Raw genomic sequence first — 23,153 nt, 5'->3', positions numbered from 1 at the left:
CTAGACGAACGTATATCTAGCGATTATATTAACCACACCTTAACACAGGTGATTTAGGACTGCGGCTATCGCCAGATACGCGGTCAACAAGGATGAATGAGCGGCTCATTGGCGCCAAGCTCAACAGAAAATATCCCAGGGAGGGATTATTATGCGATCTTTCGGTTTTACCCTTATTGAACTTGTTATCACACTCTCGATTGTTTCCATTCTCTTAGGCTTTGGGCTTCCCAACTTATTTGGCCATATTCAAAACTCCCGAGTTAAAGTCGCCACTCAAAATTTATTTGAATCGCTTGAATTAACCCGCAGCCAAGCAGTCTTTTCCAACAAAAGAATTACCATTCGTAAACAAGTGCAATGGGAAGAAGGCTGGGAGGTTTTTATTGATGCGAATAATGATGGCCTGCCCAATAACAATGAACAAACTGTTAAGAAATACGAAAAACTGAAAGGGATTCGGATTATCGCAAATAGACCAGTGAGCAATTACGTGTCTTTTGTTGGCTCAGGCGAAGGAAGATATGCCAACGGAACAAGCAACGCAGGAGCTTTTCAAGCGGGTGCATTTACCGTTTGCCCTCAGACAAAAGGAAAAGGATACGAATTAATTCTGGCAAGGGGAGGTAGAGTAAGGACGCACGAAATAAGTGCCCAAGATTGCGCAGCTATTTAATCAAAAGGCTTGTTATACATCAGCCTTTTGATTTTGACGCAATGCTTTCGGTAACGAAAAACTAATCGTTTCTGGAGTGCCATCCATTTCTTGCGGAATAGTCGCGCCACATGCTTGCAATTTTTCAATCACTTGTTTTACTAATACCTCGGGCGCGGATGCGCCTGCGGTGATTCCAATTGAATTTTTTGCTTTAATCCAATCCGGATTAATATCATCTGGGCCATCAATTAAATAAGCCTCTGTACCACAGCGCTCGGCCAGTTCGCGCAAGCGATTTGAGTTGGATGAGTTTGGTGAGCCCACAACTAAAACTAAATCGCATTCGAGAGCTAATTGGCGCACGGCGTCCTGGCGATTGGTGGTTGCGTAGCAGATATCGTCTTTGCGCGGTCCCTGGATATTGGGGAATTTTTTGCGCAAGGCATCAATGACTTTTGCAGTGTCATCCATGGATAAAGTCGTTTGGGTTACGTAAGCGAGCTCATTTGGATTTTTCACCACCAAAGCATCCACATCAGCTTCATCTTCAACCAAATAAATTTCACCACCTTTGGCATTATTGTATTGACCCATGGTCCCTTCAACTTCGGGGTGACCTTCGTGACCAATTAAAATACATTCGCGACCTTGGCGACTGTAGCGAGTCACTTCAATATGAACTTTGGTTACCAAGGGACAAGTGGCATCGAAAATTTGCAGACCGCGATTTTCAGCCTCTTTGCGTACCGCTTGGGACACACCGTGTGCGCTGAAAATTAAAATAACGTCGTCGGGAACCTGGTCAACTTCTTCAACAAAAATAGCTCCGCGCTCGCGCAGGGAGTCCACAACAAATTTATTATGTACAACTTCGTGACGCACATAGATAGGCGCACCAAAAACATCTAACGCGCGATTCACAATATCAATAGCGCGATCAACTCCAGCACAAAATCCACGGGGATTGGCGAGTTTAATTTCTGTCATGCGGATACCTATTTTTACCCCTCCCCTTTTTAAGGGGGAGGCTGAGAGGGAATTAGTGAACTTGAGCGGGTTCGATTTTTAAGATGGCAACTTCAAAAACAATATCGCGCCCTGCAAGTGGGTGATTAAAATCGATCGTCACCACATCGTCATTAAAACGCTTTACCACTCCAGGCAACTCAGTTTTTTGTGCGTCCGCAAATGACAACACCAAGCCCTCTTCCAACTGTAAGCCGGCATCAAACTGGCCGCGCGGAATCTCCTGGATATTGTTGGGATTGCGTTGACCAAAACCATGCTCGGGTTTAATCACTACTGTTTTGCGGTCACCTTCTTGCAAACCGAAAATTGCCTGTTCAAAACCTTGCAATAAATTTCCATCACCTACCGTAAAAGTAGCGGGGTCACGCTCAAAATTGGAATCGATTAATTCGCCATCGGGTAAACGCAGGGAAAAATGCAAAGTAACGCGTGTACCAGGGCCAAGAGCTAAATTACGCATGAACTTGTTTCTCTTTCTTAAACAACATATCGGCAATCAAAACTAAAGCACCTAATGTGATAGCTGAATCTGCAAGATTGAATGCAGGCCAATAATGCTCTTGATAATGAACCACAATAAAATCGACTACATAACCTAATTGGATGCGGTCGTATAAATTTCCAAGGGCGCCGCCTAAAATAAATGCCAACGCAAAGCTTTCACGCTTATTAACGCTAGCAACTCGTGCAATCCAAATCACGAGAGCAATACTTACAATCAATGCAAGTGCAGCAAAAAACCATCGCTGCCAACCACCCTGCTGCGCCAAAACACTAAATGCAGCGCCGTGATTGTGCAGCAAGGTAAAATTAAAGAACGAGGTAAAAACAACTGGCTCACCATAAGCAAGGTGGGCAGATACCCAAACCTTACTCAGCAAATCTAACGTAACTACAATGAGCGCAACCAAATACCAAGCACAAGCCTGACGCGAAATCTTAATTGGCATTAAGCAAAACTTCTCGCTTCACCTTTGCCGTCCACGTTTTCTACACAGCGCAAACAAATAGTTGGATGTGCAGCATGTGCACCAACATCTGCGCGGTGATGCCAGCAGCGCTCGCACTTCACGTGCTCAGATTTTTTCACCGCGACAAACAAACCAGCTACATCAGTCGCTTCTGCATCTTTTGCTTCATTAGCAGAGCGAACTTCTGCCGTTGAAGTAATCAACACAAAACGCAATTCGTTAGCGAGTTTTTGAAGTTCAATTTGCAGCTTGTCTTCGCAATACAAAATAACTTCTGCACCTAAAGAACCGCCTACTTCACCGGCAGTGCGCTTGGCCTCCAGCACTTTATTGACGGCTGTTTTTACATCCGCAATTAAATTCCAATACTCATCATCAAATGAACCAGCCGGAATTGCAGGCAATGCATACCACTCCGCAGTAAAGACATGAGTGTCGCGCTCGCCGGCGATTTCTTTCCAGATCTCGTCAGCAGTGAAACTCATAATCGGAGCGATCCAACGTACCATAGCTTCAATTACGTGCTGCAATGCAGTTTGTGCAGAGCGACGCGCAAGTGAATCACCTTTGGTAGTGTATTGGCGATCTTTAATGATATCGAGATAAAAACCACCCAACTCCACTACGCAGAAGTTGTGTAACTTTTGATAAATCAAATGCAGATGGAAATTGTCGTATGCTTCAATAATTTCCTGCTGCAATGCAGCCGTGCGGCCAACAATCCAGCGATCCAACTGCAACATATTTTCCATTGGTACTGCATCTGTTGCCGGATTAAAACCAGTCAGGTTCGACAAAATAAAACGCGCGGTATTGCGGATACGACGATAGGAATCTGCTGTACGTTTTAAAATTTCGTCAGACACACTCATCTCGGTACTGAAATCAGTGGCAGCCACCCACAAGCGCAATACGTCTGCACCCAAGTCATTCATCACTTTTTGTGGTGACATGACATTGCCGATTGATTTCGACATTTTGCGGCCTTGTGCATCCACCACGAAACCGTGAGTCAGCACGGTTTTGTAGGGTGGGACACCGTTCATGGCCATTGAGGTTTTCAATGATGATTGGAACCAACCGCGATGCTGATCTGAACCTTCTAAATACAAATCTGCAGGGAAACGCAAACCGGCACGTTTCTCCAACACAGCGTAATGCGTTACGCCAGAATCAAACCATACATCCAAAGTGTCTGTAACTTTGGTGTAGTTTTCTGCTTCAGCGCCAAGCAACTCAGCTGCATCCAAATCAAACCAGGCATCCATTCCGCTTTGCTCAACTTTTTGTGCAACAGCTTCAATCAATTTTGCAGTTTCTGGATGCAACTCTTGGGTTTCTTTGTGCACAAACAATGCAATAGGAACACCCCATGTGCGCTGACGGGAAATACACCAATCTGGCGATGTTGCGAGCATAGCGTCGATACGCGCTTTGCCCCAATCCGGAACCCAATTAACGCCATCAACTGCTTTCGCAACTTGGTCACGCAAATTGTTTTTGCTCATGCTTACAAACCACTGCGGAGTCGCGCGGAAAATCAGCGGCGTTTTGGTTCTCCAGCAGTGCGGAAAACTGTGCGTAATTTTGCCTTGCGCAAGCAATGCATTTTTTTCGATTAACAAATTGATAACTTTTTCATCAACTTTGTAAACGTGATCACCTGCAAAAATTTCTACGTTAGGACGATAGTAACCATTGTCATCGATGTAATTGAGCGTGCCGATTCCATATTTCACGCCCACATTAAAGTCGTCTGCACCGTGATCAGGTGCGGTATGAACAAAGCCTGTACCCGCATCTGTCGTGACGTGCTCGCCCAACAAAATCGGAACCTGACGATTATAGAAAGGATGCTGTAATAACAAGCCTTCAAGCGCTGCGCCTTTTACACGACCAACAATTGTATGCTCACCAGCTTGCGCACGGCCAAGCACATTAGTAACCAATGCTTCAGCAACCAGCAAACGTGTATCGCCAACCTGTACCAACACATAGTCCACTTCTGCGTTCGCAGAAACAGCTTGGTTTGCAGGCAAAGTCCACGGAGTCGTTGTCCAAATTACTAACGCGATTTGGCCATTGCCATTCAAATTTTCAATTTTGTTGGCAACAGCAGCTTGATCAACAAATGTAAATTTTACGTCGATGGAGAATGAGGTTTTATCTTGATATTCAACTTCAGCTTCCGCCAATGCAGAACCGCCCACTACACTCCAATACACAGGTTTAAAACCTTTGTGAAGGTGGCCGTTATCAACAATTTTTCCAAGCGAACGAATAATGTCGGCTTCAAATTTATAATCCATGGTGAGATAAGGATTATTCCAATCGCCCAAAACACCCATACGCACAAAATCAGTACGCTGGCCGTCAACTTGTTTGGCGGCGTATTCGCGACATTTTTGGCGAAAGGTTTTTACATCGACCTTATCGCCCGCTTTGCCGATTTTTTTCTCAACATTGTGTTCGATAGGCAAGCCGTGACAATCCCAACCGGGAACATAGGGCGAATCGAAACCGCTGAGCGTTTTGCTCTTAACGATAATGTCTTTCAGGATTTTGTTAACCGCGTGACCAATATGAATATCACCGTTTGCGTAAGGTGGGCCATCATGCAAAATATATTGTTCACGGCCAGCACGTGCAGTGCGAATTTTTTGGTAAAGATTATTCGCTTGCCATTGTTTCAGCATTTCCGGCTCGCGCTGGGCGAGGTTCGCTTTCATGGCGAAATCGGTGTTAGGTAAATTCAATGTTGCTTTGTAATCAGTCATCACGGTCAACTTATTAACAATATGTGTTTAAAAATATTAAAAATTTAAGGGTTATCTTTACGGCCAATTAAACTTGCAAGGTGCGGAATAATGATCAGCACCATCAAGGCCAACAAGGTACAGAGTATGGCGGATGATTCGCGCCCTAATCCTGCTGCCACACCTATAGCGGCTGTTAACCAAATTCCTGCTGCTGTGGTTAATCCTTTAAGGTCTTTTTCGTCATCACCTTTTTTCAAGATGGCGCCCGCACCTAAAAAACCTATACCAGAAATTATGCCTTGCATCACGCGGCTTAAATCTGCTTCTGAAACAAGCCCTGCTTGCTGCGGAATCAACACAAACAATGCTGCACCTATGCAGACCAACATGTGAGTTTTAATTCCTGCTGATTTACCACGCTGCTCGCGCTCAAAACCTAAAAGGCCACCAAGCAGTGCTGCAATTAGCAATCGCACACTAACGCGCGTTAATTCTGTCACGTCGTTTAAATCAGAAAACTCGGCGACAATTGTCGAACTGACTTGCTCCCAAATTCGGCCCATACAAAACCTTCAGGTAAAACTGGAATCGGGTTAGATATTAAAAAAAGCTTTTGCTTCGCTAATATCAGTTTGCAGTTGTGCTTTCAATTCATCCAAGGAGGCGAATTTTTTCTCATCGCGCAATTTGTGATGAAACACAACGTCAATTACCTGGCCGTAAATGTCACGCGAAAAATTAAATAAATGAACTTCCAACAGCGGCTTCTTCAAACCGTTGACCGTTGGACGCACACCTATGTTCGCAACACCCTTGACCTGGCTGCCATCAGTAAATACCGCAGTCACGGCAAACACTCCGTGCAGTGGCGAACGATAGCGACGCAATTCAACGTTCGCTGTCGGCACGCCCAATTGGCGACCGAGTTGTTTGCCGTAAACCACACGGCCATAAACGCCGTAAGGCTTGCCTAATAATTTTTCCGCTTCGGCAAAGTCACCTGCTTCTAACAAATTACGAATACGCGTACTGCTAATGCGATCACCATCCATTTCCAAGGTATGGGTATCACTTACTTCAAAACCTAATTCTTTGCCCTTGGCTTGCAACAAATGAAAATCGCCTTTGCGATCGCAACCAAAGCGAAAATCATCGCCAACGACAAGGTGTTTAATCCCCAAACCCTGCACCAACACGCGGTCAATAAATTGTTCTGCAGAAAGACTACGAAGCGTCTGATTGAAATTCAGGCACAGCACTTTATCAATCCCGGCAGCCCACAAGGCTTCCAGTTTTTCACGCATGCGCATTAAGCGCGCGGGGGCTTTATCACCCGCAAAGAACTCAGTGGGCTGGGGTTCAAAGACGATGGCAACGGCGGGTAAACCCAACGCCTGCGCAACCTTTTTCAATTGCTGCAGAATTGCCTGGTGGCCAAGGTGGACACCGTCAAACGAACCAATCGTAGCCACGCAGCCTTTGTGCTCGGGGCCAAGATTGTGTAATCCGCGGATAAATTCGTGTTTCGCTAACTGCACGGGTTGCCGATACCTGATTTGCCGTTTAAAGGGCGAGAAGTATACAGGAGCTGCGCGCCCTGCTGTTAATGTGGCGCGCGAAAATCTTTGGGGCGGAAGCCGGCAACACTTAAACCGATCAAGTAGACCAAACCACCACCCACACAAAGCACAGCCAGATAGACGATGCGCTCCAGAACTCCCCATACCGCCCAATCGTTCAGGTAATGGGTTCCAATCAGTAAAACCGCCACCATCAAGACGTTTGCTAATCCATAACGCAGCCAGGTTTTTGCCCAGCCTGCAGCGGGCATATAAACCCCACGTTTACGCAGACCGCGATACAGCAAGATGACATTGACGTATGCCGCCAGCGCGGTAGACAGAGCCAAGCCCACATGACCGATCTGCCAATAGATATTTAGCGGAGCCACCATCGCAACTTTAAGTGCGATTCCCACACCTATAGCAATCATCCCGACTTTGACCGGAGTTTTGATGTCCTGACGCGCGAAATAGCCAGGCGCAAGCACTTTGATCAACATAAAGGCCAGCAGCCCCAATGCGTAGGTTTTCAGACTGTAGGACGACATAAGCGCATCTTCAGGATTGAATTTGCCGTGTTGAAACAGGGTAAAAATCACCGGCTTGGCAAGAATCACCAAGGCCAAAGTTGCTGGCAGCGCGATCAGGATAATAAAGCGCACCGCCCAATCCAGGGTTTTACTAAAATCCTCTGAGGATTCAGTGGCATGTAGGCGCGACAAGTTGGGCATGATCACCGTGCTAATAGCCACTGCGAAAATCCCCAAGGGTAGCTCCACCAAACGATCGGAATAGTAAAGCCAGGTAATGCTACCCTCGGGCAACCAGGAGGCGGCGATGGAATCGAAAAGCGTATTAATCTGAGCGATGGAAACCCCAAAAATCGCCGGTGCCATTAGCGCCAAAATGCGGCGCACGCCGGGATCCTTCCAATCCATTTTGGGCGCAGGCAAAAGATGTAAACGTTTGAGGTGCGGGGCTTGGAATGCAATCGACAAAACACCCGCGAGCAACACACTCCAGGCGAGCGCGAAAGTCACTGAACCCATAATGGGCGCGATCACCAACATGGCGAAAATCGACACAATATTGAGCAGAACCGGCGTAAACGCAGAAACGGCAAAACGGTCATAACTGTTGAGAATCGCCCCCATAAATCCGCTCAGGGAAATCAACATCAAGTAGGGGAACATGATGCGAATCAGCGAGATGTAATGGTCAAACTTGGCTTGGTCTTCCATAAAGCCGGAAGCGAAAATCGCCCCCAATACCGGCGCACCAAGCACACCCAACACAGTAACCAGAATCAAGACTGAGCCCAGGCAACCCGCCACGCGATCAATCAAGCTTTTCAGTGCTTCTTGCGAACCTTTTGCGCGATATTCTGAGAGAACCGGAATGAAGGCTTGCGAAAACGCGCCTTCGGAAAAGAGGCGGCGAAAGAAATTGGGGATGCGAAAAGCAGCGTTGAAGGCATCAGCATCAGCACCCGCCCCCAAAAAATAGGCCTGCAATTGATCGCGCGCCAAACCCGTGATGCGGGACATCATTGTCATAGAGCCAGTAATTAAACTGGAGCGCAGCATATTGCGTTTAGGCGCTGGGGCAGGTTCAGACACACGAAATCCTTAACAAAAAATGGCGATCAATTAATAGCAATAAAGAGCGCGCATTATCCATGGTCTGAAGGGGAAGATACAGCGGTGAAGGCAGTCAGTTTATCGACCGCCTATTACCGGTTGATATTACCAGTTTATAAATGACGAACCTCTGCGGGGGAATTCCACCAGTTATTATGCAAACCATCGCAATAATTGATCGGCGCATCTATCAGTTCTTGCGGGTCGACATCATCAAGGCATGCAAGTGCGATCGTATAAAACTCGCCACCCAACTGCTCCAGGCTTCCATGCCCAAATGGGCGCATACCGCAGTGCCTGCAAAACAGGTGATGAATGGAGTGGGAACTGAATTGGTAATCGCTGAGGTCATCTTTACCTGACAGCAAGCGGAACGCATCGGGCTTAACGCTGACACTCCAATTACGCGCTTTAGTACACATTGAGCAATTACATTTGCTCGTTCCCTGTGTCAGATCAATCCGCGCTTCAATTTTAACTGCGCCACAATGGCAACTACCGTGATAAGTCTTTTCCATTTCCAAGCTCCTCTAAAGATGTGGGTATTGATTAACACCCTGCCAGCTTGCACCTACCTACTGACAACTTATGTCAGTAGGCTTTTGCGATTTTGAAGACCAGAAAAGAAAGACCAACGGGTCAATTAAAACGAATACTCAAACCCTAGGCTGGTGGTATCCAGGCTGAAATCACCTACATCATTACGGCGAAGCTCTACGCGCGCAGCGAGGGAGTCGTTGAGGGCATATTTGGCGCCCAAACCGTAAATCAGCCCCTGATCAGAAAAACTACGCTTCTCTAACAGACTGCCGGTAACCGGAGAAAATCCCCCGGACAGGGTATTTTCGTAATCCATGGACGAAACGCCCAGAATACCCAGGAGCGCAAAATCGCTTGTCAGCTTGTAACTGAACACACCGCTCAAAGACACACCTTTCGCCTCAACCGTTTGAGTATCGTTAGGCGCAACAATAAAAGCGATATCAGGCCTGATCTTGAACCCATCAGTCGCACTGCCAAAATCGGTATAACCCAACTCAGCCGCAAACCAATCGTTAAATTGAAAGCCAACATGCAAGCCATAACTGGTATCGGAATCTTTAAACTTTTGACCCGGTACGAATACCGAATCTTTGGCGGGGCCATCGCCCGAAAATTGTGTCGAGCCCACATCTGCCCCCACATAAAACTTACCTGCATCGGCCGCTAGCGTTTGCTGGGATGCAAGCGCAACACCGGCACATAAACTCAATACTTTTAAGGATTTCATTTTGCTCATAGGGTTATCCCTGATTACTGGTTGAAAGTTCATCCCACTGAATGCTTGGGAATGATTGCAGTATAGAAACCCCAACCTATTGAAAAATAGGCGATATTTGCACGCAATTGTTAAAGACTGTAACCCGCCACACTAAAACTCATTGACAAACGGGGCTCCCACCATTACTGTATAAAAAAACAGTATAACCACGAGGTAATTTTATGTCGGTAGTCGCCGTATGGCTCTGTGATCGGGATGGCAGTATGTTTGAAGACAGAAAACTTGCAGAAGAACACGACAAGTATTTAGAACTTGCCGCCAACATCACTCAACTCATTGAAGAAAATATTCCCGGCATTGATGAGCAACAGAGCGAAGCCATTGGCCTGTTGCTAGCCCAACGCCGCGAACTCTTAGCTAAAGCCTGCAAAGGCAAACCTGATGAATTGCTACAGCCTTTCACCTACGAAAAGCCTGTAACACTCAATGCTAGCGTAGCTGCCAAAACCTAAAGCCAAAAAGCTTAAAGACAGTCTTAAGGATAAGTAGGGAGCATTTAGGCAGCTTCGCATGTATAAATCAGGTGTCCACACGCCTGATACAAAATGCAGAACCTAAAACACCACATTAGCGACTGCATTCGGGGGTATATCCACAATACCCCTTCTGTTTTCACCACTGTACTTGCCTCAACGGGTGCGGTGGTTTTTTTCTATTGTGACCCTCGCAGACAAGAATTTAAATAAACCGTTCTTCGTGATCTGGATTCGCCAGAACACAAACATCATATCGGCCAAATAAGCTGTAGCGATTTAATGCAATACGGTCATAGCACCAATCGCGCAAACCCTTAGGAAAAATTTTTACCACTCGAATTAACGACCATGGAAAAGGCAACTGTCCTATCACCGCAATAAATGAATCTGATTTTTCCAGCGCTCGACTCCCCTGTACCAACAGCATGGTTTCATAATAATCCATTGGGTAGCCAAACCACTGCAAAATCGCACGCCCTTCATCTGACTGCACTGCGCAAAGTTTAAATTTTTTGTGCGTATCGAAGCGGATAATAAAGCGGCTCCAGGCATTACAGAGTTTGCACACACCATCAAACATAATAATTTGATCGCCGGGTTTAACGTGTGGAGGAAAAGAAGTGCTCACTATTGCTACACCAAACTACGCAAAGCACTTTGCGCATCGGGGTAAGTAAATTCAAAACCACTGGCTAATAAATTTTTCGGCACCACCCTCTGTCCTTCCAGCAACAAATCCGCTTGCTCACCTAAACCTAAACGCATTGGCCATGCCGGCGTCGGAAAAAAGCACGGGCGATGCAAAACCTTGGCAGCGACTTTACTAAAATCCAATTGCGTTAAAGTTTCCGGTGCCGTGAAATTGTATTCAGGTTTTAGTTGTTCTTTTGTTTCTGGATTTTCTGCCAATTGCCAAATATGCGCCAAGGCTCGCAGCAAATCATCTACATGTATCCACGACATCCATTGCTTGCCACTGCCCAGTTTTCCGCCCAAACCTAATTTAATCGGCAAGAGCAACATAGGCAATGGACCTTGATGCCCCAGCACCATACCAAATCGCATAGCCGATACCTGCACACCATATTGTCGCGCAGACTGCGCCACTACCTCCCAATCGTGACAGAGTTTTGCCATAAAAATATTTTGGGTGGGGCTATCTTCGGTTAATTCAGTATTATCGCCAATTGCTTGAATTCCGTAATAACCTATAGCTGACGCATTCAATAAAAGTGCGGGTTTAACTTCTGCTTTAGCGATCCAATCAATTAGCGATTGCGTCAAACCAATACGGCTTTTTCTCAACGCAACTTGGCGCGACGAAGTCCACCACCAACCTAACACGCGCGCGCCAGCTAAATTAATAATGGTATCGATAGGATAATTCGCAGGCAGCTCGTTCATAGACTCAACGCAAGTAACTTTTCCATCAAACGTCCAGGCCGCTTTTTTTGCATTGCGCGTCAACACAGTTACACGTTGGCCATCGGCAATCAATGCATTCACTAACAATTGGCCAATAAAACCTGTAGCACCCGTTACTAAAACACTTTCACTTTTATCACTAAAATGTAAAGGCATCTTCAGTTCCTCACGATTTTTTACTTTACCTAAAGCATAAGCTGCAAATCCATCGCGTATACCCGACAAACCCACTCCAATTCCACACGCAAATAGAAATACACTTAGCCAGCCTTGCGGCGCCCATTGTAATTCTGTTGACTGCGAGAACCATGCGGGAAACGTCAATGCAAGCAAGGTGATAAATGCGCCGCCATTTATTGCAAGAACTGTATGAGTGACTCGCTCCGTTGCAGGCAATAATCGAGTTCGATCCTCAATAATAAAATCCCAAAGCGTTAACACAATTTCGACTGTGAAAATAAACATCAATACAAGAGCCCAAATACCATGCCACTGCCATGCAGACAAACCAATAAATAAGAGGCTATAAAAACTGGCACGGGTTGCGTGAATCCACAACTCCTTGCGCGCACTTGGGCGACTTGGCAAAGCCTCTGTAAGTTCGTGATGGTATAAAGTGTCGAAAGCGCCCAGCAAACCCTGCGCAGCCATTAACTGCAATGCAAGCAGATGAGTATTCATGCTAACTCCATTTCTTCTACTGCTTTTTCCTCAATTTTTTTAGCAGGCAGCTCGTGAAAAACACCCACTTGCGTGAAAGTCGTACCAAATAAACAATGCTTAATTTCAATGCGAATATTAAATTGTTCAGGGCTGTCATTGCGGTGACACAAAAAGGTTTTCCCCGGCGTTAAAATTCCCGGCAAAGGAATGCGGAAGCCAAATACATCCCAAAAGTAACCATCACTCGTGAAGTACAAATTACCTTCATGAACATGAAGCACCAACTTCATTCCCAAACCAGCACCTACATACTCCAGGACTTCACCCTTTTCACTTTCACGCATATAGGAGGTAAATTGAATAGGTTTGCGATTGCGCAATCGGTAAATACGTTGCTTAAAAATAAACGGACAGTTTTCTTTTGAGTAAACTTGAATATCGACAGGGAAATTTTTGTCGCTATAAGGAATCAATGCACCTTTAATAAAAGGCATAGTAATTAACCCTAAAAACTTACCCAAGCGAGAGCAACTCAGCTCGCTTAAAAAACCTGTGTAATACAAAGGCGCACCTACACCAGGATTCTTAGCAAAACGAGCTTGAATATCCATGTGCAGTTTTTTCCATTCATCACCAAGAATCTTTCTAAACAGTTCACCTTCAGAAGGAGTTATTTCCAGCATAGATTCATCCTTTTATTGGAACGTTTTGATTGCGATCTAACCACGACAACATCATCAAAGGTGGAAGCATTACCGCAAGTACTATTGCATCCACCCAAACATGCAGCCACATATCTACTTGTAGCGAAATTAAAATATCTTGCGGCGCCCACACAATTAATCCAATGACCATCGAATTCCATACTAATGAAATTCGATACTTACTCGCCACATAGGTTAATACCCCCATAAAAATTGCAAGATTCTGCACAGTCGCACCAAACAAACTTATCCACCAGATTTGTAACTGATAAGCCTGCGCTGACAAATCACCAAATCGCTCCAAAATAGAATGATGATAAGCATAAAACGTACTGAGATTTGAAAACCAAGCCACCAAAAAACCAACAGCAAAATGCCCAAAACTAACGAAGTAGATCCAATAAATTAACCAAGATCTAAAAGTTTTCTTATTCACTGCGGCATCCTTAATTCCAATAAACCACCATAGGAAAGAACCTCCCCCAGAACTGGAAGGTTGAATCCAACATAGAAACTGTATTTCTCATTTTCAATTTTTTTGTAGGCATTAACGCGAGGAAACAACCAGAGAGGAAAAGTAATCCCTTTATATTTCACACTCAAACAACGCCAGTACCAGCCGCCATCTTTAACATCAACAGTCAGATATAGCTGAACATCACCTGTAGTTTCTAACCAATATCCACCAGGTTTATTGCCAACAGGTAAAAACACCGACTTCATTTGCCTTGCATTAAATGTTCTATCCCAATGCAGGCCATCTGACTGATGAGTAATGGTGACTGAAAACAACTGTTGCTGAGCATCGATTGGAATCGAAAATTTTTTTGCTATAGCTCGCCCAAAATATCCAGCGAAACCACGAGCACTTTTCACATGCACTTTACCCGCCAGGATTCCGCCAATTTTATGAAGCTGCTGCAATTGCGGGTGCAACTCACCAAAGGACTCGCAAAACCAATCACTTACCAAACTACTGCTCATAGTCCATTTCCAAAAACGTAGTTGCTCAAATTAAAGTGCTTTTACGCTAAAACCCATATACGAAATAGCAAGGCTTTTACTTTCTTGTAACCTTATATTCTCACCCAGCTCAGCAAAACTGATTTGTCCGAACTTGCGTCGAGCAAATGCAACCAATGCAGGAAATGGATTGCTACGCGGAGCCAAACCTACAAAAGAAGATTGAGGAAAACTGAATTGACGCAAGGTGCTTGCTAATTCGTGGGGTTTAATAAACTTTTCCCATACATGCACATTGCGCGGAACAAAACGTGTTAAAACGCAATCCTGTGCAAGCTTTACAACAAATAACCTGCTGGCGAGAGTGCGATTAATAGTATCGAAGAAAAACAAACCACCGGGTTTGAGTACACGTGACAATTCTTGAATGACAGTATCAACAGAATCGAGATGTTCAAGTACATCGCAACAGCACACCACATCGAAAGACTGATCAGGAAAAGGAAGTCGCTCTGCATTGCCTTGCAAATATTCAATCTGCAAATCCATTGCGCTCGCATGTGCTTTTGCTGCATCCAAACTGGGAACAGATTGATCTATGCCTGTAACCTGGCAACCCAAGGCTGCAAATTGTTCTGAAAGTAAGCCACCACCACAACCCACATCAAGCACCCGTAATTGCTTAGGGTTAAGCTGCAACTCATTCAATATTTTTTGAAAATAATTAAATCGTGGTGGGTTTACCGCAGTTCGCAGGATCGCCATAAATCCATCTTCATTCCACCAAGTATTACTGACCTTATCGTAAATTTGATTATCAACGACTTCCATGGTGCCTCCTGATAACTAATCGTTTTTAATTTCTTTAGCCTTTGCCTTACTTTCTTTTTTCAACTTGCTACCCACAGGACAAAAGGTAGCCAGCAGGTTGTGGAGTTTTGCAGTGAGATTGTCATCGGCAATGCTGTAGTGAACAAACTGCCCTTTTTTTTCATTCACAACCAAACCTGCGTTCTCCAGGATTTTTAAATGCTTGGACAACGCAGGTTTGCTCATATCAAAGCGGTCGGCAATTTCACCGGCAGTCATGGATGTTTCAGATAAGTACGCCAGAATCTGCCGGCGGGGGGTAGAAGCCAGGGCTTCAAAGACGCGATCTATATTCATAAGCCAGACATACCGTAAAAACATTTAGCTAATTAGTTAATTAATGTATAGACTAGCATTAAGCGGTTAGCAAGAAAAGCACCCCATCAGAAATCTACGAGGAGCAGGTCATGAACAACCCCACGCGAGCAGATGCCTGGCTGGTCTATGACGGCGAATGCCCGGTTTGTAAAACCTATTGCAAGTACATCCGCATCCGCGAAGCCGTTGGAGACTTACAACTCGTTGACGCCCGCCAGCCAAGCCCATTAATGGACGAGATTACCGCAGCAGGACTCGATATTGATCAGGGAATGGTTTTGAAATTTAAAGATGTGATCTATTACGGGCCAGACGCCATTCACATGCTCACCCTACTGAGCACACCCTCTGGCATTTTCAATCGCATTAATTATTACGTGTTCAGCACAAAAATTGGCGCGAATATTTTTTATCCAATCGGCAAAGCCTTCCGCACACTCTTACTTAAAATTTTGGGAATTAGCTACATTGAAAATCTGAAAGCTTAACACCGGAACGCGAGTAGAATCCTAAGTTGCCTATAACAGAGAGTGTGCGAACGCACATACTCTAAATACTTCTCGTGGTAATAGATAAGTTCATATTTCTATTTCCGCAAGAAGGAAAAATCAGATGACACTGATTAAAAATATTCGCGATTTTGTATTAATCTTTCGCGATACCTTTATCCAATGGCTAGATAGAGACCCCTTCCGTAGCACCGCAGTTATCGCGTTCTACACCATATTTTCGCTGCCGGGCTTGCTTGTCATTATTATTAATCTGGCAGGTTATTTTTACGGGCAAGAAGCGGTCACGCGTCGCATAAGTTCAGAAATTGAAGGCATGATTGGCGGCAATACTGCTAAAGATATTGAAGCGATTATCGCTAACGCCAGTGTGAACCAGGATTTTACTTTTGCGTCTGTCGTGGGTATTGCTACTTTAATTTTTGGTGCTACCGGGGTTTTTTATCAATTACAACAAACCTTAAATTTAATTTGGGAAGTAAAACCAGAACCAAAGCGTAAAATAATAAAAATGATTTTGGACCGTATATTTTCCTTTGGGTTAATACTCGCTGTAGGTTTTTTATTGTTAGTTTCTCTCGTCCTCTCTGCCCTATTAAGCTTACTCAGCGAATGGGTATCATTCTATTTTTCTGAAACCTTTAATATTCTTTTCCGCATCCTTGATTTTTCCTTGTCACTCAGCGTGGTGACATTTTTATTTGCTGCTATTTTTAAATTTCTCCCCGATGCTAAAGTACCCTGGAGAGATGTTTGGATTGGCGCGTTTGTCACTGCTTTATTATTCGTGGTTGCAAAATTCGCATTGGGATTTTATTTTGGCCACAGCAACCCCGCCTCGGCTTATGGTGCAGCGGGCACGGTAATATTGATTATGCTCTGGGTTTCCTACGCCGGATCTATAGTTCTTTTTGGAGCAGAATTCACCCGCATTCATGCAGATCGCCATGGCACCCACGTTAAGCCGCTTGAATTTGCCATATCGACTTCCGACTCAACGACCTCCAACATCCCTAACGTCGAAAAGACTAATCATCAATAGCCACCCACCTCTAATAAGCTTAAAACTTGACCAAAATCAATATTTCCTGTAATTTCAGAAAATACTGAAATTACAGGAAATTGAGATGACTAAAAGCCTCACCCCTATGATCCAGTCCTGCGTGATTCATTTTGGCGAGATGGGAAGCCGCTGGGGAATCAACCGCACTGTTGGGCAAATGTATGCTCTTATCGTTCTGAATAAAACGCCCATGTGTGCAGATGACATTACTGAAGCGTTGGGGTTTTCACGCTCCAATGTGAGCATGGGGATCAAAGAATTACTATCGTGGGAGCTAATTAAACTCCAGCACTTACCTGGTGACCGCCGCGAATTTTATTCCGCACCCGGCGATATTTGGGATATCGCCAAAACCTTGATTGAACAGCGCAGCAAGCGCGAGATCGGCCCTACTCTTACAACCCTACGCAACCTTTTGATAGAAAGCCCCGCCAATAGCGAAGAAGAATACGCACAGGAACGCATGCGCGAAATGCATGACTTGATGGAAATGCTCACGCTTTGGACGACAGAAATCCAACGCTTGGATTCTGCGAAATTAGGCAAGCTACTCAAGTTGGGCAGCAGCATCGGCAAGGTTTTGGATTTAAAAGATAAATTGTTAAATCGTTAGAAAAGTTAGTTAACCAAAACAGGAGCGCGAAGGAATGAATAAAATTTTGGCAACCGCAGCTGGCTTGGCAGCTTTCACCGCCGCGTTACACACATTTGGCGGCACACCTGAAATTGAAGCGCCATTGCTGCAAGCACCGCTGCCGCAAGAGATTAGTTTGTTGCTCTACACCTGTTGGCATTTAGTAACAGCAGCCTTAACGCTCTCGGCGATTGGGCTTTTTATTTCAGCAAAACCAAAACACACTGTGCAGTCACATTATATGGCTCTTTTTATTTCGTTTATGTGGATAGCGTTTGGTTTGGTTTTTATCGTGGTCGATATCACCTACTCAGGCTTGCCCATGTTATTGAAATTACCGCAATGGATTTTACTCATCCCTATTGGTGTTTTGGGATTGTGGGGCTGTGCACGCCTGCGAATGTCAGAAAGTTGATTTATTTTTTACCGATGAGGTAACTCACATGCTCATGGATACACTGGTTCTCTCCCGTATTCAATTTGCCGCAAACATTTCGTTTCATATTTTATTTCCCACCATCACTATTGCGCTCTGTTGGTTTTTATTATTCTTTAAAGTGCAATACAACCGCACCAACGACGAAGTTTGGATGCGCATCTATCGTTTCTGGGTAAAAATCTTTGCGCTGACTTTTGCACTGGGTGTTGTCAGCGGCATCACCATGAGTTTTCAATTTGGTACCAACTGGCCTGGCTATATGAAAACGGTTGGCAATATCGCAGGGCCATTGTTGGGTTACGAAGTGCTCACTGCATTTTTTCTGGAAGCGACTTTTTTAGGGATTATGCTGTTCGGTATCAACCGTGTTTCAAATCGCATACATACACTGGCGACTTTTTTAGTGGCATTCGGCACCAGCATGTCGGCCTTTTGGATTATTGCACTTAATTCATGGATGCAAACTCCAACAGGTTATGAAATGCGCGATGGTGTTGCGCACCCTGTCGATTGGCTAGCCATTATTTTTAATCCATCCATGCCCTATCGTTTGGCACATATGCTGACGGCATCCGGCATTACTGCAGGCTTTTTAATTGCTGGTATTTCCGCCTATCGAATTTTAAATGACGACCATAAGCCAGCGCCGCGCCGCGCATTAAAAGCATCGGTTTTTGCATTGGCATTTTTGGTTCCCTTGCAAGCATTGCTGGGTGATATGCATGGATTAAATACCTTGCATCATCAACCCGCCAAAATTGCCGCCATGGAAAGCGTGTGGCACACCGAAAAAGGCGCGCCTTTAATTTTATTTGCAATCCCTGACGAAAAAACCAAAAGCAACTTGTATTCAATTGAAATTCCACGCGGCGCCAGTTTAATTTTGGGCCACGATATGGATGCGGAAATTAAAGGATTAAATGAATTTAAAGATGCCCATCCACCCGTAAAACCACTTTTCTATGGTTTCAGGATTATGGTGGGCATGGGCTTATTAATGTTGTTGGTTGCTTGGGCTGCCGCTTGGCAATACTGGCACCAAAAAGAGTTATCGCTTTTTATGCTGAAAGTTTTTTTAGCCATGACTTTCTCAGGCTGGATTGCAACTTTAGCGGGATGGTACGTTACAGAAATTGGTCGCCAACCTTATTTGGTCACCGGCATCTTAAAAACTGCAGATGCGGTAACCCAACTGCCTGCACACAATGTAGGCACATCATTAACGCTGTATTTATTACTCTACGCGTTTTTATTGATCGCCTATATCCGCACTTTATTCGTGATTGCGCGCAAAGCGATTCTGGTTGACCGACCAGAAGAAATCAAAAGCTTGCAAGAAAAAATTCACGACGCAGAAGACGCACCTTTATAACCCGGAGGATTTTTCGATGACATCAACTATGTTAACTGGAGAAGCCTACTGGTTGCCAGTAATTTTTATTGGGCTTATGGGCTTGGCATTTTTTCTTTATGCAATCCTGGATGGCTACGATTTAGGCGTAGGTATTTTATTACCTGCAGATTCTGATCCACAGCGCGATATGATGATTGCATCCATAGGCCCATTTTGGGATGCGAATGAAACCTGGTTGGTTCTCGGCGCCGGCATTTTATTAATTGCCTTCCCGCAAGCGCACAGTTTGGTTTTATACAATTTATATTTGCCGATTGCTGCCATGCTGATTGGATTAATTTTGCGCGGTGTTTCTTTCGACTTTCGCGCAAAAGCGCCGGAAGACCATAAAGCTGTTTGGGACCACACTTTTAAAGCCGGATCAATTATCGCCACGCTCGCACAGGGCTACATGCTCGGCAGTTATGTAATGGGCTTTGAACAGAGCTTGCCTGCTTATTTGTTTTCTGCGTTAAGCGCAGTGTGCGTCACTGCAGGTTACAGCTTTATCGGCGCCGCATGGTTAGTATTTAAAACCGAAGGTGAATTACAACTGCGCGCTGCGCGTTGGGCGCGTAAATGCGGCTGGCTGACTGCATTGGGGATTGCAGCTGTCTCTATTGTGAACCCGCTAATTAGCCATGCTATTTTCGATAAATGGTTTGGCAGCGCCATGGTTATTTTATTGTTGTTTATTCCGGTGTTTTGCGCGGTATTATTTTTTATCGTGGATCGCTACCTCGCGCATTTTCCACACGACAAAGATTTTGGCTCGTGGATTCCTATTGTGTGCATCGCCATGATTTTCTTATTGTGCTTTATCGGCTTGGCTTACAGCTTTTTTCCCTATGTCGTCCCTAACACTATGGATATTTGGCAATCAGCTAGTGCGCCTGAATCACTGCGCTTTATTTTGTATGGCGTTGCTATTGTGCTGCCAACCATTATTGCCTACACCATTTATTCCTATTCGGTTTTTTCTGGCAAGGCAACACAACTGCGTTACTACTAAGTTTTATCTCAGTATTAAGTTTCATTTTTATTTCAACACCTATTCGCTCAAACCTTACGTATTCGTTCAAACCTTGCGCCCGGTATTTACCGGGCTTTTTTTCGGGTTATTTTTTGACGCGCAAATGTGTTCGTAACAAAAGCATCATCAAATCGTCTAATTCCCGCCACTTTTTAGTAACAACCGCTACCTAAGATGCTCCCGACTTAAACCATAACCGGGAGATTCACATGGAATTTTTAGGCTTTAAAAAATCAGCGCTAGCACTCGCCTGCCTCGCCACCAGTGTTGGTGCATCTGCAGATCTGTATTTTTCTGAATATGTTGAAGGCTCAAGTAACAACAAAGCGCTGGAAATTTATAACAGTAGCAATAGCCCTGTGAATCTCAGCGGTTACAAAGTAGAAATGTATTTCAACGGCAGCAACAGTGCTGGCTTAACGATTAATTTAAGCGGATCTGTGCCTGCGCAAGGCACATTCGTACTCGCGCACGCCAGCGCCACTGGCACAATTATAACGAGTGCCAATCAAACCAACGCCGCAGGTTGGTACAACGGTGACGATGCAATCCTATTAAAAAATGGCTCCATAATTATCGACTCCATTGGCCAAGTAGGTGTAGACCCAGGTATTGAATGGGGCACTGGATTAACCAGCACTGCAGATAATACTTTGCGCCGTAAAGCTTCTGTCACTAGTGGAAAAACATCTGCCAATTTGGCCTTTGATCCAAGTGTTGAGTGGGATGGTTTTGCAACAGATACTTTCGATAATCTGGGCACTTATCAAGGCAGCAGCAACAACGGTAATGGAAATGGAAACGGCGGCAATCAATCCAGCAGTTGCGGCGCAGCCAGCACATTAATTTCTGCCATTCAGGGCAGCGGCAGTGCAAGCCCATTAGTAGGTAGCGGTGTTAGTGTTGAAGCTATTGTTGTAGCGAGTTTTCAAGGCAGCGGTCAAATCGGTGGATTTTTTTTACAAGAGCCAGACAATCTTGACGACAATAATCCCGCAACATCGGAAGGCATTTACGTAACAAGCACCACGCCAGTATCCGTAGGAGATAAAGTACGCGTAAGTGGCAGCGTGGCAGAAACATTTAACCTGACCCAAATTACTCCGACGAGTGTTAGCGTTTGCGCCAGCAATCAAACCTTACCCATTGTTACAGGTATTGCCCTGCCTTTAGCTACGCTTACTGATTTTGAAGCGGTAGAAGGCATGCTGGTCACCGCACCGCAAACCTTAACCGTAAACGAAACCTACGGCCTTGGTCGCTACGGACAAGTATTGTTGGCCGATGGTCGCTTGTCACAACCAACGAATCTAGTGAGCCCAGGCGCTGCAGCTATTGCGCAACAAACACAAAATAATTTAAATAAATTAATGTTGGATGACAGCAGTAATTTGCAAAATCCTGATCCCGTTATATTCCCTGCTCCTGGTTTATCTGCAGCTAATCCATTGCGCAGCGGCGATACAGTAACCGGCTTAACAGGAGTTATGACTTATGATTTCGGTGCCTATCGTTTGCTCCCCACAGTCACACCCAATTTTGTAAAAACTAACGCACGCCCAACTGCGCCAAAAATGGCTGCAAATGCAAATTTAAAAGTGGCCAGCTTTAACGTGCTTAATTTCTTTAATGGCAACGGCCTTGGTGGTGGTTTCCCAACAGCACGCGGTGCAAACACAGCGACAGAATTTGCTCGCCAAAAAGCAAAGATTGTTAACGCATTAGTGGGATTAAATGCTGACGTTATTGGTTTACTGGAATTGGAAAACGATGGTTACGATACTTATTCTGCCATCGCTGAATTAACCGCTGCACTCAACACTGCAACAAGCACTAATCAATGGACTTACATTAATCCGGGTTTGAGCAAAGTGGGTACAGACGAAATTGCCGTTGGCATTATTTATCGCAAAGATCGCGCGACAGCAATTGGACAAACTGCAATTTTAGATTCGTCTGTAGAACCATTATTTATCGACAATAAAAATCGCCCAACACTTGCGCAAAGTTTCCGCGCAACCCAAGGTCGCGGCGTAATTACTATTGCGATCAACCATTTGAAATCAAAAGGTTCAGATTGTAATGACCTTGGTGATTTGGATACCGGCGATGGCCAAGGCAATTGCAACATCACCCGCACTAATGCAGCACAAGCCCTGGTGAATTGGCTTTCACGCAAACCCACTGGTGTTAACGATGGTGATTTCCTGATCATCGGTGACCTCAACTCTTACGCAAAAGAGGAACCGATTACCAAAATTATTAACGCAGGCTACACAGATTTAATTAACAAATTCGGCAGCGCTAACGCGTACTCTTATGTGTTTGATGGGCAAGCAGGCTATCTCGATCATGGCCTCGCCACCAAATCACTTACCGCGCAAGTATTGGAAGCGGCGGATTGGCATATTAACGCCGATGAACCCATTAGCCTTGATTACAACACTGAATTTAAATCAGCGGCGCAGATCAACAGTTTCTATGCTAACGATGCTTATCGTTCATCCGACCACGATCCTTTAGTGATTTCGCTGAAATTAATTATTGATCTGGACGGTGACGGCGATGTTGACAGCGACGATATCAAAATTGTCACAAATGCACTGAATACTACTGCATCACCATTGGATCAACGCGATGTAAACGGCGATGGAATCATCAACGCTAACGATGCCCGCGCACTAACCTTGCAATGCACTCGCACTGCCTGCGCAACCAAATAA

At 44.9% G+C, this 23,153-nt stretch carries 25 protein-coding genes; 9 read left to right on the top strand and 16 right to left on the bottom strand.

Annotated elements, in window-relative coordinates; translation table 11 throughout:
• Positions 1-151: 151 nt before the first annotated feature.
• Positions 152-676 carry a GspH/FimT family pseudopilin gene (locus IE104_RS13720; RefSeq protein WP_189419671.1) on the top strand — a complete coding sequence of 175 codons (525 nt, stop codon included), beginning with the start codon at positions 152-154 and terminating at the stop codon, positions 674-676.
• Between the two features lie 12 nt (positions 677-688).
• Here IE104_RS13720 and ispH read toward each other — a convergent pair whose 3' ends face one another.
• The 9 genes from ispH to IE104_RS13675 all read right to left on the bottom strand — a co-directional run bounded on the left by ispH (position 689) and on the right by IE104_RS13675 (position 9,898).
• Positions 689-1,645, bottom strand: coding sequence for a 4-hydroxy-3-methylbut-2-enyl diphosphate reductase (gene ispH, locus IE104_RS13715; protein WP_189419474.1), 957 nt, complete (start codon positions 1,643-1,645; stop codon positions 689-691).
• 52 nt (positions 1,646-1,697) lie between these two features.
• Entirely contained in the window at positions 1,698-2,147 is a 450-nt protein-coding gene (locus tag IE104_RS13710; RefSeq protein WP_189419472.1) for an FKBP-type peptidyl-prolyl cis-trans isomerase, read from the bottom strand.
• A complete protein-coding gene (gene lspA, locus IE104_RS13705; protein ID WP_189419471.1) occupies positions 2,140-2,637 on the bottom strand; it encodes a signal peptidase II in 498 nt (165 codons plus the stop codon). Before lspA ends, IE104_RS13710 begins: the two co-directional genes overlap by 8 nt.
• Positions 2,637-5,435 carry an isoleucine--tRNA ligase gene (ileS, locus tag IE104_RS13700; protein ID WP_189419469.1) on the bottom strand — a complete coding sequence of 933 codons (2,799 nt, stop codon included), beginning with the start codon at positions 5,433-5,435 and terminating at the stop codon, positions 2,637-2,639. The genes lspA and ileS overlap by 1 nt, the downstream gene beginning before the upstream one ends.
• A gap of 44 nt (positions 5,436-5,479) precedes the next feature.
• The gene (locus IE104_RS13695; RefSeq protein WP_189419467.1) at positions 5,480-5,980 is read right to left on the bottom strand and encodes an MgtC/SapB family protein; all 501 of its coding nucleotides are present in this window, start codon (positions 5,978-5,980) and stop codon (positions 5,480-5,482) included.
• 30 nt (positions 5,981-6,010) lie between these two features.
• Positions 6,011-6,955 (bottom strand): bifunctional riboflavin kinase/FAD synthetase, encoded by a 945-nt coding sequence (gene ribF, locus IE104_RS13690; protein ID WP_189419689.1) that lies wholly within the window; start codon positions 6,953-6,955, stop codon positions 6,011-6,013.
• A gap of 65 nt (positions 6,956-7,020) precedes the next feature.
• A complete protein-coding gene (gene murJ / locus IE104_RS13685; RefSeq protein WP_189419669.1) occupies positions 7,021-8,565 on the bottom strand; it encodes a murein biosynthesis integral membrane protein MurJ in 1,545 nt (514 codons plus the stop codon).
• A gap of 167 nt (positions 8,566-8,732) precedes the next feature.
• Positions 8,733-9,137 carry a GFA family protein gene (locus IE104_RS13680; RefSeq protein WP_189419465.1) on the bottom strand — a complete coding sequence of 135 codons (405 nt, stop codon included), beginning with the start codon at positions 9,135-9,137 and terminating at the stop codon, positions 8,733-8,735.
• Between the two features lie 125 nt (positions 9,138-9,262).
• Complete coding sequence (locus tag IE104_RS13675) at positions 9,263-9,898, bottom strand: outer membrane beta-barrel protein (protein ID WP_189419464.1); 636 nt, start codon at positions 9,896-9,898, stop codon at positions 9,263-9,265.
• Positions 9,899-10,101: 203 nt separating this feature from the next.
• Between IE104_RS13675 and IE104_RS13670 the strand changes: the two genes are divergently transcribed.
• Positions 10,102-10,392, top strand: coding sequence for a YebG family protein (locus IE104_RS13670; protein ID WP_189419462.1), 291 nt, complete (start codon positions 10,102-10,104; stop codon positions 10,390-10,392).
• Positions 10,393-10,618: 226 nt separating this feature from the next.
• Here the strand turns inward: IE104_RS13670 and IE104_RS13665 are convergent, their stop codons facing one another.
• The 7 genes from IE104_RS13665 to IE104_RS13635 are packed head-to-tail and all read right to left on the bottom strand — an operon-like array spanning position 10,619 to position 15,338.
• Positions 10,619-11,044 carry a thiol-disulfide oxidoreductase DCC family protein gene (locus IE104_RS13665; RefSeq protein WP_229837925.1) on the bottom strand — a complete coding sequence of 142 codons (426 nt, stop codon included), beginning with the start codon at positions 11,042-11,044 and terminating at the stop codon, positions 10,619-10,621.
• Positions 11,045-11,049: 5 nt separating this feature from the next.
• Entirely contained in the window at positions 11,050-12,522 is a 1,473-nt protein-coding gene (locus IE104_RS13660; protein WP_189419460.1) for a TIGR01777 family oxidoreductase, read from the bottom strand.
• The gene (locus IE104_RS13655; protein ID WP_189419458.1) at positions 12,519-13,187 is read right to left on the bottom strand and encodes a DUF4166 domain-containing protein; all 669 of its coding nucleotides are present in this window, start codon (positions 13,185-13,187) and stop codon (positions 12,519-12,521) included. The genes IE104_RS13660 and IE104_RS13655 overlap by 4 nt, the downstream gene beginning before the upstream one ends.
• A 4-nt stretch (positions 13,188-13,191) precedes the next feature.
• On the bottom strand, positions 13,192-13,644 hold the full coding sequence (locus IE104_RS13650) for a hypothetical protein (RefSeq protein ID WP_189419456.1): 453 nt from the start codon (positions 13,642-13,644) through the stop codon (positions 13,192-13,194).
• Entirely contained in the window at positions 13,641-14,192 is a 552-nt protein-coding gene (locus IE104_RS13645; RefSeq protein ID WP_189419454.1) for a DUF4166 domain-containing protein, read from the bottom strand. Before IE104_RS13645 ends, IE104_RS13650 begins: the two co-directional genes overlap by 4 nt.
• A 30-nt stretch (positions 14,193-14,222) precedes the next feature.
• Positions 14,223-15,002, bottom strand: coding sequence for a bifunctional 2-polyprenyl-6-hydroxyphenol methylase/3-demethylubiquinol 3-O-methyltransferase UbiG (gene ubiG / locus IE104_RS13640; protein WP_189419452.1), 780 nt, complete (start codon positions 15,000-15,002; stop codon positions 14,223-14,225).
• Between the two features lie 15 nt (positions 15,003-15,017).
• Positions 15,018-15,338, bottom strand: coding sequence for a metalloregulator ArsR/SmtB family transcription factor (locus IE104_RS13635; protein WP_189419451.1), 321 nt, complete (start codon positions 15,336-15,338; stop codon positions 15,018-15,020).
• A 110-nt stretch (positions 15,339-15,448) separates the two neighbouring features.
• Between IE104_RS13635 and IE104_RS13630 the strand changes: the two genes are divergently transcribed.
• From IE104_RS13630 to IE104_RS13600, 7 genes are all read left to right on the top strand, one after another.
• A complete protein-coding gene (locus tag IE104_RS13630; RefSeq protein ID WP_189419449.1) occupies positions 15,449-15,847 on the top strand; it encodes a DCC1-like thiol-disulfide oxidoreductase family protein in 399 nt (132 codons plus the stop codon).
• Positions 15,848-15,971: 124 nt separating this feature from the next.
• The gene (locus tag IE104_RS13625) at positions 15,972-16,910 is read left to right on the top strand and encodes a YihY/virulence factor BrkB family protein (RefSeq protein WP_189419447.1); all 939 of its coding nucleotides are present in this window, start codon (positions 15,972-15,974) and stop codon (positions 16,908-16,910) included.
• Between the two features lie 85 nt (positions 16,911-16,995).
• Entirely contained in the window at positions 16,996-17,544 is a 549-nt protein-coding gene (locus tag IE104_RS13620; RefSeq protein WP_189419445.1) for a GbsR/MarR family transcriptional regulator, read from the top strand.
• 34 nt (positions 17,545-17,578) lie between these two features.
• Positions 17,579-17,980 carry a hypothetical protein gene (locus tag IE104_RS13615; protein ID WP_189419443.1) on the top strand — a complete coding sequence of 134 codons (402 nt, stop codon included), beginning with the start codon at positions 17,579-17,581 and terminating at the stop codon, positions 17,978-17,980.
• Positions 17,981-18,008: 28 nt separating this feature from the next.
• Positions 18,009-19,376, top strand: coding sequence for a cytochrome ubiquinol oxidase subunit I (locus IE104_RS13610; RefSeq protein WP_229837923.1), 1,368 nt, complete (start codon positions 18,009-18,011; stop codon positions 19,374-19,376).
• 16 nt (positions 19,377-19,392) lie between these two features.
• The gene (locus IE104_RS13605; RefSeq protein ID WP_189419441.1) at positions 19,393-20,409 is read left to right on the top strand and encodes a cytochrome d ubiquinol oxidase subunit II; all 1,017 of its coding nucleotides are present in this window, start codon (positions 19,393-19,395) and stop codon (positions 20,407-20,409) included.
• 230 nt (positions 20,410-20,639) lie between these two features.
• The gene (locus IE104_RS13600; protein ID WP_189419440.1) at positions 20,640-23,153 is read left to right on the top strand and encodes an ExeM/NucH family extracellular endonuclease; all 2,514 of its coding nucleotides are present in this window, start codon (positions 20,640-20,642) and stop codon (positions 23,151-23,153) included.

Source organism: Cellvibrio zantedeschiae, assembly GCF_014652535.1.
Classification (GTDB): domain Bacteria; phylum Pseudomonadota; class Gammaproteobacteria; order Pseudomonadales; family Cellvibrionaceae; genus Cellvibrio; species Cellvibrio zantedeschiae.
This window is presented reverse-complemented; position numbering and strand designations above follow the sequence as displayed.